Origin of the sequence: Staphylococcus sp. MB377, from assembly GCF_001922505.1 — a bacterium.
GTDB classification, from domain to species: domain Bacteria; phylum Bacillota; class Bacilli; order Staphylococcales; family Staphylococcaceae; genus Staphylococcus; species Staphylococcus haemolyticus.
Genome location: NZ_MAON01000008.1, coordinates 1 through 13959, shown reverse-complemented (window position 1 = coordinate 13959; position 13959 = coordinate 1). Strand labels below are relative to the sequence as shown.

Annotated in this window: 10 protein-coding genes; 3 read left to right on the top strand and 7 right to left on the bottom strand. The window is 33.4% G+C overall.

The window, feature by feature from the left end; genetic code table 11:
- Positions 1-24: 24 nt before the first annotated feature.
- Both BB045_RS01725 and BB045_RS01720 read left to right on the top strand, forming a co-directional pair.
- Positions 25-1530: an S-Cys-Gly-3M3SH uptake peptide MFS transporter gene (locus tag BB045_RS01725; RefSeq protein WP_070581420.1), complete on the top strand. Its 1506-nt coding sequence runs from the start codon at positions 25-27 to the stop codon at positions 1528-1530.
- A gap of 292 nt (positions 1531-1822) precedes the next feature.
- Complete coding sequence (locus BB045_RS01720; RefSeq protein WP_070581456.1) at positions 1823-2749, top strand: diacylglycerol/lipid kinase family protein; 927 nt, start codon at positions 1823-1825, stop codon at positions 2747-2749.
- Positions 2750-2827: 78 nt separating this feature from the next.
- On the opposite strand, the gene BB045_RS01715 is transcribed toward BB045_RS01720, so the two are convergent.
- The 7 genes from BB045_RS01715 to BB045_RS01685 form a co-directional block, all read right to left on the bottom strand.
- Positions 2828-3355 carry a 5' nucleotidase, NT5C type gene (locus tag BB045_RS01715; protein WP_037548514.1) on the bottom strand — a complete coding sequence of 176 codons (528 nt, stop codon included), beginning with the start codon at positions 3353-3355 and terminating at the stop codon, positions 2828-2830.
- A gap of 174 nt (positions 3356-3529) precedes the next feature.
- Entirely contained in the window at positions 3530-4585 is a 1056-nt protein-coding gene (gene hisC / locus BB045_RS01710) for a histidinol-phosphate transaminase (RefSeq protein ID WP_070581421.1), read from the bottom strand.
- Between the two features lie 108 nt (positions 4586-4693).
- Complete coding sequence (locus tag BB045_RS01705) at positions 4694-6208, bottom strand: peptide MFS transporter (protein WP_075140435.1); 1515 nt, start codon at positions 6206-6208, stop codon at positions 4694-4696.
- Positions 6209-6375: 167 nt separating this feature from the next.
- Complete coding sequence (locus tag BB045_RS01700) at positions 6376-7890, bottom strand: ABC transporter permease/substrate-binding protein (RefSeq protein ID WP_075140434.1); 1515 nt, start codon at positions 7888-7890, stop codon at positions 6376-6378.
- Positions 7887-8855 (bottom strand): ABC transporter ATP-binding protein, encoded by a 969-nt coding sequence (locus BB045_RS01695; RefSeq protein WP_075140433.1) that lies wholly within the window; start codon positions 8853-8855, stop codon positions 7887-7889. The genes BB045_RS01700 and BB045_RS01695 overlap by 4 nt, the downstream gene beginning before the upstream one ends.
- Before the next feature lie 184 nt (positions 8856-9039).
- Positions 9040-10818: a DNA helicase RecQ gene (recQ, locus tag BB045_RS01690; protein ID WP_070839894.1), complete on the bottom strand. Its 1779-nt coding sequence runs from the start codon at positions 10816-10818 to the stop codon at positions 9040-9042.
- A gap of 14 nt (positions 10819-10832) precedes the next feature.
- Positions 10833-12713 carry an ABC-F family ATP-binding cassette domain-containing protein gene (locus BB045_RS01685; RefSeq protein ID WP_070441819.1) on the bottom strand — a complete coding sequence of 627 codons (1881 nt, stop codon included), beginning with the start codon at positions 12711-12713 and terminating at the stop codon, positions 10833-10835.
- 119 nt (positions 12714-12832) lie between these two features.
- Between BB045_RS01685 and BB045_RS01680 the strand changes: the two genes are divergently transcribed.
- Entirely contained in the window at positions 12833-13651 is an 819-nt protein-coding gene (locus tag BB045_RS01680) for a ZIP family metal transporter (RefSeq protein WP_075140432.1), read from the top strand.
- Positions 13652-13959: the final 308 nt, after the last annotated feature.

Below are 13959 nucleotides of genomic sequence, written 5' to 3'. Positions count from 1 at the left end.
TTTAAAGAAAGGATTGGGATACATATGGCAACAAACAATTCCCATGAACAAGCTGTTCAAACAATACCTCAACGAGGGTTCTTCGGACACCCTAGTGGTTTAGGGGTACTATTCTTTGTAGAATTTTGGGAAAGATTTAGTTATTATGGCATGCGTGCCATGCTTATTTTCTACATGTATGATCAAATTAAAAATGGTGGTTTAGGAATTGATCAAACGACTGCAATGTCTATCATGTCAGTCTATGGCGCATTAATTTACATGTCTTCAATTCCTGGTGCATGGGTCGCAGATAGACTATTCGGTACTAGAGGGGCAACCTTGATTGGTGCAGTACTCATTATCATCGGACATATTTGTCTAAGTTTACCATTCGCAATGTTCGGTTTATTTGCATCAATGTTCTTTATCATTATTGGTTCAGGCTTAATGAAACCAAATATTTCAAACATCGTTGGACGCTTATATCCTGAGAATGATACTCGAATGGATGCCGGTTTCGTTATATTCTACATGTCAGTTAACCTAGGTGCACTTATCTCACCTATCATTCTGCAACATTTCCTAGACGTGAAAAACTATCACGGTGGTTTCTTAATTGCAGCAATTGGTATGGCATTAGGTTTAGTATGGTATATGATTTTCAATAAAAAGAATTTAGGTTCTGTTGGTATGAATCCAACCAACCCACTATCTTCTGAAGAAAAGAAAAAATATGGATTAATTGTAGGAATCATTGTAGCAGTCATTGCTATTGTACTATTAGTTACATATTTCACAAATACTTTATCATTCAATCTTATTAGTAATACGGTTCTAGTACTTGGTATAGCTTTACCAATCATTTACTTCACTACTATGATTCGAAGTAAAGATGTTACAGATGTAGAGCGTTCTCGTGTTAAAGCATTCATTCCGTTATTTATTTTAGGAATGTTATTCTGGGCAATACAAGAACAAGGATCAAACGTATTAAACATTTATGGTTTAGAACGTTCTGATATGAAAATGAATTTATTCGGTTGGACAACTAATTTCGGTGAAGCATGGTTCCAATCAATTAACCCATTATTTATTCTTTTATTCGCACCAATCGTATCTGCGATTTGGTTGAAAATGGGTAAAAAACAACCAAGCCTTCCAGTAAAATTTGGAATTGGTACGCTATTAGCTGGTGCTTCATACATTTTAATGGGACTTATCGGTATGAGTTATGGTGATACACACTTCTCAGTAAACTGGGTTATCCTATCATACGTTGTATGTGTGATTGGTGAATTATGTTTATCACCTACTGGTAATAGTGCGGCTGTTAAATTAGCACCTAAAGCATTTAATGCTCAAATGATGAGTGTTTGGTTATTAACAAACGCATCTGCACAAGCACTTAATGGTACATTAGTTAAATTAATCAAGCCTTTAGGGCAAACGAATTATTTCATCTTCTTAGGAAGTGTTGCTATCGTAATTACAGTAATCATCTTAGCTTTCACTCCTAAAATTTCAAAAGCAATGAAAGGTATTCATTAATCACCTTTGTATTGTTAAAAGATGACATTTAAACAAAACAAATAATTATCTTTAAGCATCTTCATAGTAATTTTATAGCTATGAAGGTGCTTTTTTATTTAAATTATCTTTATTGAGAAGATGACAAGGCATTTGAAAATAAATTCTATCTTGTCATTTTCTTTGTATATCAACTAAAAAAATGTAATGATAAATACTTAAGTATTTGTTTTACTCAAATTATAATTAAGCAAATAACATTTCGGGTAAATAAATGTTAAATTAGAGTAAATAAATGAAAGTAGGCATACGTATGGGTCAAAAATTTAATCATGGTGTTCTTTTTTACCATGAACATAGTGGTCTCAAAGATATATATGAAGGTTTAGGAGAAGTAACTAAATCACTTACTACTATGTGCAAACACCTATCAATTCAACTAAGTGAAAATGAAGGCGACATTATTAAGTATTGTGAAAGAATTAAAAATCAAGAATATAGTAGTGATGTTGATATCGTTTTTATCCTAGGTGGCGATGGTACAGTTAATGAATTAGTTAATGGCGTTTTAGCAAATGACCTAAATGTACCTATTGGAATTATTCCTGGAGGTACCTTTAATGATTTCACTAAAACATTAAACTTGAACCCTAACTTTAGTAAAGCTAGTGAACAACTTAAAACGTCTCACTTGGAATCATATGATGTTATGAAAGTGAATGGCACTTATGTGCTTAACTTTGTGGGATTAGGACTTATAGTTCAAAACGCGGAAAACGTGCAAGAAGGTCGTAAAGATATCTTCGGTAAATTAAGCTATGTTGGTTCAACTGTTAAAACATTAATGAATCCAGAAGATTTTGATTATACATTAACTGTAGATGATAAAGAACTTAATGGTAATACCTCTATGCTAGTCGTTGCTAACGGTCCTAATATCGGTGGCAGTAGAATACCACTTATGGATTTATCACCTCAAGATGGTAAAGTGAATAGTTTTATTTTTGATAAACAAAGTTTTACTATTCTCAATGATGTGTTCAAAAAACGCGATAGTATGGATTGGAATGAAATTACAAACGGAATTGATCACATAGCCGGCAAACATATTACATTATCGACGGATCCAGTTATGAAAGTAGATGTTGACGGTGAAATTAGTCTTGAAACGCCAATTACAATTGAAGTTCTACCAAAAGCACTTCAGATTCTAACTTTTCCAGAGAATGCTGAACAATAAGAATTTATTATACTAATATAAAAGCGATTAAGGTTAATGATTGGATTATCATACCTTAATCGCTTATTTTAACTACTCCTATAGAAAGAATGCTTCTACATCTTTCCAACCGTTAACACGTTTAAAACGTTCTTCACTTACATTGTGAGACGCAGTAAAAATGATTGGTTCACCTTCAAATATTTGTAATTGACGAGGATTATCATCTATTAAATAATCAGTTTTCACTACATTTTTACGACCACAGAAGACAAATTGCTGCGGATCTAAAAATGGAAAGAATTCAAGTAACCAGTCATATTTATCATGAAATGAAGTTGGAACATCCATAGCTGCAGTAGCAATGTAAACATCATATTGCTCAGTCAATTTCTTAACGACTTCTTGTGCATGAGGCATAACAGTTAAATTTCTAAAGAAGCCTGGCGCTCTTAAAATATCACGAACTAAACCATCATGCTCTGGTATTACATTTTTAAGCTTTTGTCCATTTAAAGACTCAACTGTAATTCCTAATTCCGTTTTTACGTTAACCGCTTCAATAATTGCACCTAACGTGTCTGCTAATACTTCATCCATATCTATTGCTATAGATTTTCTAGACATACTATCTCTCCCTTAATCATCACCTATATACTTCTAAAGTATAGCAAAAATTTAAAAGGGAGTGCTACAAGACATTTAGAATCTATTGTAACCCCCCTTGCATAATCAACTTATGATGTACTTCTAAAACTCAACTAATCATTTTAAGTTAAAGAGCTTACGTATTTGATCAACTTAATAATCAAAATGTTTTAATACATCAATCATTCTGTCATTTTGTTCTGGGAATCCGATTGTAATACGAACGCCAGTTGGAAACGGACGTGTGATACAACCCACTTTTAGTAACACTTCATATAATTCTTGTGCTTTTTTAGTTGCAACAAATACAAAGTTCGTCTGACTAGGTAAGAAATGTTCACTTTGTGGTATCTCAAAGAATTTTTCACGTTCTTTAGCATTTTTAGCTGTAATATCTTTCAAATAAGCTTGATCTTCTAATGCTGCAATCGCTGCGTATTCTGAAATACGAGTGACATTGAATGGTGGTCGAATGATGTTCCACTTTTCAATAGCTTCATTTGTAGCTACGACATACCCTACACGCAACCCAGCTAATCCATATGCCTTAGAAAATGTTCTTAACAAGAATGCATTATCAAAGCGTTCTTGCAATTTCAATGTATCTGGATAATCTTCTGCTGTCACAAATTCAAAGTAAGCTTCATCAATCAATACAGGCACATGACTAGGTACGCGTTCTAAAAAGTGTTCCAATTCCTCATGATTGAAATAGGTTCCAGTCGGATTATTCGGATTACATAACCACACTAAAGCAGTCTCTTCATCGACCTCTTTAATAATATTCTCTAAATCAAACCCACCATTTAGTAGAGGTACTTGAACAACTTCAGCAGATTCTACAATTGCATTATGATAATATTGTCCAAATGTGCCTTCACTTGTAACAATTTTATCTCCAGGCGTTAGCACTGCTCTTGAAATCATCAAGATGACTTCGTCTAACCCCGCACCAAATAGAATTCGAGAAGGATCCACGTTCAAATGTTCACTAATTGCCTTACGTAATGAAGGTGAGCCAGTCTCAGGATAATAAAATAACTCATCCAAATGTGCTTGAACTGCTTGCTTTGCTTTTGGAGAAGGACCGTATAAATTTTCATTTGAAGCAAGTTTATATAATTCTCCTTCTATACCGTGTTTTTCTTTAAGTGCTTGTGGTGATAATCCTGGTTGATACGCTGCTAATTGATTTAATTGTTGTTTCATTGCCAACCACTCCTTTTTCAAAAAATTAAAAATGTTTATTCAATTATAAACCTGTTCCTCTAAAATTGTTAAATTACAAGTTATTGACTAGTTATAATTTATATTAACTTAATGTACACCATTCATCGCTCTCTTAACCATTGGAGAAATAGCTACTAAGATAACACCAATAAGCAGTGTAAACAATCCTGAGTATAAGAAGAACTCTTTCTCACTAATAATCTTAAATAATACAACGATTTGGCTATTGAGACTTTGTGCAGTAGCGTTACTGAGCATCCACAATGCCATCATTTGTGCAGAGAACTTTGCAGGTGCTAGTTTAGATGTTACAGATAACCCTACCGGTGAGATACATAATTCACCTAACGTGATTAAGAAGAAACTTAACACTAACCATATAGGGTGAATCAAATGCGCATCACTATTCAAAGGTATAATCATAACTAAATATGATAAACCTGCAAAGATGGCACCCAATGCAAATTTATATACTGTATTTGGATTATGTCTGCCTAATTTAGTCCATAAACTAGCAAAGACAGGTGCTAACATAATAATAAATACTGGATTGACAGACTGGAACCAAGCTGCTGGTATGTTGAAATCTAACACACCATTAGTCAATTTAGCTAAGCTAAGTTCTGTCTTCTGGTCAGCAAAGTTAGCCAAAACGGTCGAACCTTGTTCTTGAATCATCCAAAATGCAACAGACGTAATAAACAACGGTATGTAACTATAAATTCTAGAACGCTCTTCTTTGTGCGTCTTATTACTTGATAACATATAAACAAAAATACAAATTGGTAACACGATACCTATAATCGTTACAATGACACTGAAACTAGATAAACTCAATTTTCCAATAAATTGCAAGATAAGTAGGATAATTGCGAAAATTATTACGACAGTACCAGTAATAATTGATAATTTTTTGATTTCTTCTTTTCGAAGTGGGTTAGGAACGCTTAAACCAGCCAATCCTAGATTCTTTTTATTTGTAATAAAATAAGTGACTAATCCGATGAACATCCCTATAGCTGCTACCGCAAAACCAAAGTGGAACCCTAGTCTTGTTTGTAAGTAACCTGTCGCAAATGGTGATAGAAAACTACCTAAATTGATACCCATATAGAAAATAGTAAAAGCAGCATCTAAACGTCTATCATTATGGTCATATAATTCACCAACTGTAGTTGAAATATTAGGTTTCAATAAACCTGTACCAATAATAAGAAGTAATAGTGCTATCATTACTACTGTTAAACTACCTGGTATCGTTAACATGATGTGACCAAACATAATTAATATGCCGCCATAAAATAATGCATGTCTTGTACCAATGATTCTGTCTGCTATCCAACCCCCGATGGTACCAGACATATAGATGAGTGCACCATATAATGATACGATTTGTAACGCTGTACCCTGCGGTAAGCCGAAGCCACCTTTACTAACTGAATAGTACAGATAATAAGCTAGAATCGCTTTCATACCATAGTAACTGAATCGCTCCCAAAATTCAGTAAAGAATAGTGTACTTAAACCTTTGGGATGTCCAAAGAATCCCTTTTGAGGCACACTCTTAACAATTTCTTGTCTCGAATAATTTCTAGTATTCACATTCTCCCTCCTAAAAACATACACGCTTTTTGTGTATTTATAGAATAGTGTAATTAAAAATAATTCAGATTACAATTGTATTTACAAATTTTGCTCTGTAAAAAAAGAACAAAACAACGAACTCATGATTAATTCGTTGTCTTGTTCCAACATTTTCACGTGACTATTTATTTTACTAAACCTTCTTTTTTAAGATAATGTTTCGCAACATTATATGGATCTTCATTTTTCACGGTAACTTTGTAATTCATTTCTTGCATCTCTTCATCTGAAATTTTACCCTCTAATTTGTTGAGCGGTTTTTTTATTTCTGGATGTTGTTTTAAGAATTTTTCTTTAAACATTGGTGCACCTTGATATGGTGGGAATACGTGTTTATCATCTTTTAAGACTACCATATCATATTGTTTTAATTCTGCATCTGTTGAATAAGCGTCAATTAAATTAATGTTATCTTTTTCTACTGCAGTATAGCGTAATTTAGGCTCCATTTTTTTAACATTAGATAAGTTGAGACCATAAGCTTTCGACACAGCTTTATAACCATCAGGTCGATCATTAAATTCCATAGTGAACCCTGGTTTAATTTTATCTTCAACCTTTTTTAAATCACCGATTGTTTTAATATTATTTTCTTTAGCAAAGTCTTTCTTCACCGCTAAAGCATACGTATTATTATATTTCATAGGTTTTAACATCGTCATGTCATATTTCTTCTCTAGACTTTGTTTAGCTTGTTGATATACTGCATCTTCTTTTTTGGATTTTAAATCTTCTTTAGTTAATTCACCTAAAACTGTCCCTGTAAATTCTAAATATCCATCGATGTCGTCTGATTTTAATGCATTAAATAGGAATGATGTTTTACCCATACCATCTTTAACATCAACTGTATCATCCGTTTCATCCTCAATTAAAATTTTGTACATATTCGTAATAATTGAAGGTTCTGAACCTAATTTACCTGCAAGCGTAATTGTGTCACCTTTTTTACCGAAAAGAGGTACAACAACGACTAATAGTATAATAAGAATCATTGCACCTACAGTGATTAGTAGTTTCTTATAAGATAATTTCTCCATATAACGTAGTATTAAATCAAACATAATTGCGAGTAGTGCAGCAGGAATCGCTCCGATAAGGATTAGAGACGGATTGTTACGGTCAATACCTAGTAAAATTAAATCCCCTAGTCCACCAGCACCAATTAATGCGGCTAAAGTTGCTGTACCGATAATTAGAACCATAGCAGTACGAATACCGGCCATCATCACTGGCATAGCTATTGGCAATTCTACTTTAGTCAAACGACGCATCGGTTTCATACCAATACCTTTTGCTGCTTCAATAAGAGACGGATCAACTTCTTTAATGCCAGTATATGTATTTCTCAAAATTGGCAACAGTGCATACACAACTAATGCAATAATAGCTGGCACGCGACCAATACCAAATATTGGAATCATTAACCCTAATAATGCCAATGACGGAATGGTTTGTAATATAGCAGCTATGTTCATAACGACTTCAGATAACCGCTTCGTCTTTGTTAAAGCAATCCCTAATGGCACGGCGATTAAAATTGCGATTAGCAGTGCAATAAATGAAATTTGGATATGTTCCAAGATGGTCGTAAGTACTTCGCCTTTACGATCATTGAGTGTGCTAAATAATTCGCTCATGCTTTAACCCCCTTGTCATTGTCTATCTCAGATAAATACTTAAAGATATCTTCACGTTTTAAGAGTGATTGCGTGGAGGTTGATATATCATTAACAATAACCGCTTCATATTGGACTAATGTAGAATAAACTGAACGTAATTGCACATCACTATTGATTTCCGGATAATCATGGTGTGTTTCTTTTTCTGTGAGTGGCGAAGTAATATTAAGATCTTTCAACTGTAAGCTTTCTTTATCTTGTTCTAAATGGCTTCCCATAAACCCTTCTACAAATTTACCTTTAGGCTGATTACGGAATGCTTGTGGTGTATCTATTTGCTCAACATGTCCATTGTTAAGTAAACAAATTCGATCACCTAACTTCATAGCTTCTTGAATATCATGCGTTACAAATACAATTGTTTTTTTGATTTTAGTTTGTAATTCTATTAAATCATCTTGTAGTTTTTCGCGACTGATTGGATCCAGTGCACTAAAAGGTTCGTCCATCAATATAACTGGTGGATCTACAGCTAATGCTCTTACTACACCAACCCTCTGTCTTTGACCACCTGATAATTCATCTGGTTTACGATTTCGATATTTTTCAGGTTCTAAACCAACCATTTCAAGTAATTCGTCAACACGTTGATCTATATCTTTATCTTTCCATTTTTTCATCTGTGGAACCTGTGCAATATTCTCTTTAATGGTCATATGAGGGAAAAGTGCGATTTGTTGCAACACATATCCAATATCCCATCTCATTTCATAAACAGGATAATCGCTTATTGGTTTATCTTTAAAATAAATATAACCTTCACTTAACGGAATAAGTCTATTAATCATTTTCAAAGTAGTTGTTTTACCACACCCTGATGGACCTATGATTACAAAAAACTCACCCTCATTTATTTTAAAACTTACATCATCAACTGCCACATTATCCCCATAGCGTTTTGTTACATTTTTAAATTCAATCATTTAGTCACCTTCATTTGCTCTACTTATTCAAATAGTCTGCATTCTTATTCCCTATTTAAACATGTTTAATGAGGAATTCATATTAAATTAATCTAAATATAGAAATTACATTTAAAATTAATAATGTGATAATAGAATAAAGGTAAGGTTCGCTACAGAAATAGTAACAACCTTACCTTTCACTTTATATACTCGCTTTATATGAATGTATAATTTCTAAGAATTTTGGACAATAATGTTTCAATTTATAGCTACCAACACCATCTATTGATATCATTTCTTGTTTGGATTCTGGCTTGCGTTTAGCAAACTCTTCTAACGTGTAATCAGAAAAAATACTAACCGGTGCAATATCCAATTTCTCACTTAACTTACGTCGAACTTCAACTAATTCACTGTATAATGCTCGATCTACGCCTTCAACTGTATTGATATAGACTTTTTCTTTGGATTTTTGTTTAAATGGTGTCGTAAATACTTTCTCTTTATTGTTAAGTAACTTTTTAACACTTTCATCACATATTAAGATTTCATCATTTTCGTTTAAAAACCCTTTGAAGCGCAATTCATCAATTAAATGACTTAATTCCGAAGTGGTATAATCTTTCATCAAACCATATGTCGTCAACTTATCATAATCATTATATTTAATATAATCACTTGTTTCTCCACGCAATACTTGAATGATTACGCTATAGCTTTCTTTTTGACGCATGCGTGCGATACAACTAATGATCATTTTAGCTTCTTGCGTCATATCATATGTTTTATTTTGTTGAATGCAGCTACTACATTGCCCGCACTCTTCTAATTTTTCGTTAGGTTCAAAGTAATGTACCACAGTCGCTTCAAGGCATTTTTTCGTTTTCGTGTATTGAATCATTTTAGTGAGTTTCTCACCCATTTTATCTTTATAATCTTCATCAGCCTGTGAAACTGTAATAAAATATTCATGCAATCCTTTATCACGTTCACTAAATAAAAGAATGCATTCACTTTCTAGTCCATCACGACCTGCACGGCCTGCCTCTTGATAATATGATTCTAAATCACCTGGCATATTATAGTGTATAACGTATCTAACATTTGATTTATCTATCCCCATACCAAAAGCATTTGTCGCTATAACAACCTTCACTTTATCATATACAAATTCGTTTTGAGCAGTCTCACGTTCTTTATTTGTTAAACCCGCATGATAAATTGACGAAGAAACATTGATAACATCTAATACTTCTTGTAATTCCTCAACTTGTTTACGTGTAGAGCAATAGATAATTCCTGCTTGTTCTTTATGTTTCTGCACATAATCTACAACAAATTTCTGACGTTGATAGGTAGGATTCACTTTAAAAATAAGATTCCGACGTTTCGTACTTGTTTTTACTTCATCTCGTCTATCGATGTTTAACTTTTCCATAATATCTTGTTGTACTTCTGCAGTAGCTGTTGCTGTTAGTGCAACGATTGTAAAGTTTTGAGGTAACGTGAATACTTTCTTAATTACACTTTGATAACTAGGTCTAAAGTCATGCCCCCACTTAGAAATACAATGTGCCTCATCAAATGCGATAAGATGAATATCAATTCGACTTAATAAACTTAAAAAATATTGATTATCGAAACGTTCTGGCGCAACATATAAAAACTGAATATGACCTTTCATTAAATCATCTTCGATTTCTTTTTGTTGCTTCTTAGTTAAACTACTATTTAAGAATGCTGCTTTAATCCCCATTGCTTTAAGTTGATCAACTTGGTCTTTCATTAAAGATATTAGTGGACTAATTACAATTGTCGTTCCACCTAACATTAATCCAGGAACTTGGTAGCAAATTGATTTACCACCACCTGTAGGTAATACACCTAAAACATTATGATGATCCATTATTTTAGTTATGATTTCTTTTTGACCAGGTCTGAACTTGTCATACCCAAAATAATGCGATAATGTTGCTTCCATACTTTACATTCCCCTTATTGCTCTTTTAGTTCTTCTAATTCACTCCATCTCGTGATGTCTGTTTCATATGTTAGTTCTAATTGTTCTTTCTCTTCATTTAATTCTTTGATTATGGCATAATCAGCACTGGCCTCAATCATCTCTTCATCTATTTCTTCTAAGCGTGTTTCAGTTTGTTCTATACGATCCATTAAAGTTTCGTATTCTCGTTTTTCCTTATAAGACAACCCTGATTTTTTTCGCACCGTTGTTTTTTGTTTTGGTTGTTGTGCTTGTTTCTCTAGTGCAACTAATTTATCCTGCTCTTTCTTATAAGACTCATAATCTTCAAAGGCACCTACAATACGTTCCATCTTTCCGTCATGAATATACCAGTACTCTTGAGCGACTTTATTTAAAAAATAGCGATCGTGACTAACAGTTATAACTGAACCACCGAAACTACTAATATAATCTTCTAAAATAGTTAATGTTTCTGTATCTAAGTCATTTGTCGGTTCATCCAGTAACAGTACATTAGGTTGATGCACGAGTAATCTTAATAAATATAAGCGTTTTTGCTCTCCGCCTGATAATTTGTATATCTTCTTACCATGTGTTGAGCTTGGGAACAAGAAACGTTCTAGTAATTGAGTTACAGAAATTGAAGTACCATCCTTCTCTTTAGCCACTTCACTCTCTTCTCGTAGGTAATCAATCATACGTATATCTCTATCTAACGTTTCTTCTGTTTGTTTAAAGTATGCTACTTTTACAGTTTGGCCAATTTTAAGTGTGCCTGTATAATCGTTCTCTTCTCCGCTTAAAATATTTAATAACGTGGTCTTTCCAGCTCCATTTGGCCCAACTATACCAATACGTTGCCCACTTTGAATAATTTCAGTAATATCTTCAAATAATGTTCTGCCGTTAATTTGTTTTGAAAGTTGTTCCAACTCATACACTTGTTTGCCTAATCTTGAATACGCTAGATTCAGTTGCCCTTTATCTTGAACGTGTTGAGCTTGTACTTCTGATTCCAAATCATTAAAACGATTGATTCGCGCTTGTTGCTTTGTCGTTCTTGCCTTGGCGCCAGCTCTCATCCAAGCTAATTCTTGTTTATATAAAGCCTTTTGTTTTTCTTGTTGTTTTTGTTCAATAATTTCATTTTCTGCTCGCATTGCTATGTAGTCTTCATAATTACCTGGATAAGATTTTAATTTACCTCGATCTAATTCAATGATTCTACTCGCAATTTCATTTAAAAAGTAACGATCATGGGTTACGAACAATACAGTATGAGGGTACTGCTTCACATAATTAATTAGCCATGTTATGGATTCAAAGTCTAGGTGGTTTGTAGGTTCGTCTAATAATAATAAATCAGGTTGTTCAATAAGCGTTTTAGCTAGCACAACACGTTTTTGTTGACCACCTGACAGTTCGTTCACCTTTTTAGTCGTATCATTAATACCTAGTTTAGATAATATGGTTTTAATTTCAGCATTATAATCCCATGCACTATTTCGGTCCATAGCCTCTTGTGCTTCCATCATCTTTTGAAAATGCGCGTCATCTTGTTGTTGTGTATATGCATTAACTGCTTCTTCGTAAGCTTTTATAATTTGAAGAGTCGTTGTGTCTGAGCTAAGTACAGCTTGAAAAACAGTCATATCTCCATCTAGATCCTGCTTTTGAGAAGAATATCGTATACGATATTGATTAGGATGCGTAATATCAGCTGTATAATCATCATCTATATTCCCGATAACTTTAAGTAGAGTGCTTTTACCAGTACCATTTATTCCAACCAATCCTATTCTTTCATGTTCAGAAATAGATAGGTTTAAATCATCGAAAATGATTTTATCCGCATATGATTTATTTAAGTGCTCTATTTTATACGCTTCCATGCATCTACTCCCTTTTCCAAATCGAAATATCGAATTTTTTAAATATTTTTGATAAGCTTAAATCAGTTCTATATATTATACACCTTTTTAGGCTTAAATGATACAAGGAGACAAGAGTTATGATTGACTTTTTCGAAAATTTACCGCCTTATTTACAGGCGCTTTTAGCAGGTATTATTACTTGGCTACTCACAGCATTAGGTGCTGCTTCTGTATTTATATTTAAATCCGTAAATGAACGAATACTAACATCTATGCAAGGATTTGCTGCGGGCATTATGATAGCTGCCAGCTTTTGGTCTTTATTACAACCCTCTATTGACTATGGTAAAGATGGTAGTTTACCTGCTTGGTTACCTGCTGCAATTGGCTTTTTATTTGGTGGTATCTTTATACGTGTCCTCGATTCAGTTATTCCTCATTTACATCAAAGAATTGGCGATAAGAGTCAGTACCGCGAGGGTGTTAAGACTTCTTTAAGTAAGAATACATTATTAGTACTAGCTATTACGTTACATAATATTCCAGAAGGACTATCGATTGGTGTTGCTTTTGGTGGTATAGCAACTGGAAATAGTCAAGCTACATTCCTAGGTGCTTTAGGGTTAGCAATTGGTATAGGAATACAAAACATTCCGGAAGGTGCAGCATTATCTATGCCTATTAGAGCGGCAGGCGCGTCTCGTTGCAAAGCGTTTAATTACGGACAAGCTTCTGCGATTGTAGAACCTATCTTTGCTACTATTGGCGCTGCATTGATTTTAGTTATTACACCTGTTTTACCTTATGCATTAGCTTTTGCAGCTGGAGCTATGATATTCGTTGTTGTTGAAGAACTTATACCTGACTCACAATCTGGTAACAACACGGATTTAGCAACACTAAGTCTAATGTTAGGCTTTACAATTATGATGATTTTAGATGTAGCGCTTGGATAAAATTTGCAATTATCACAGATATTTAAATTAACTATTAATCAGCAATTATTTAAATTACAACATCATTTAAGACATGTATCTATAGCATCAACTATATATTGCAACTCAACATGTTGCACATAATCAAAATCATATTAAAAAAGACAATTTCTATTTATTTCAATAGAAATTGTCTTTTTTCATGGCTCTACGTCAAATCGGACTGATGAGTCCAAATATTGAGATTAAGCAACCTTAGGTTGTTTAATCTCTTTTTTTGTTGTTGAGGCAAATAGTCGCGAAGTTATAATAATTCGATTACGCAAATT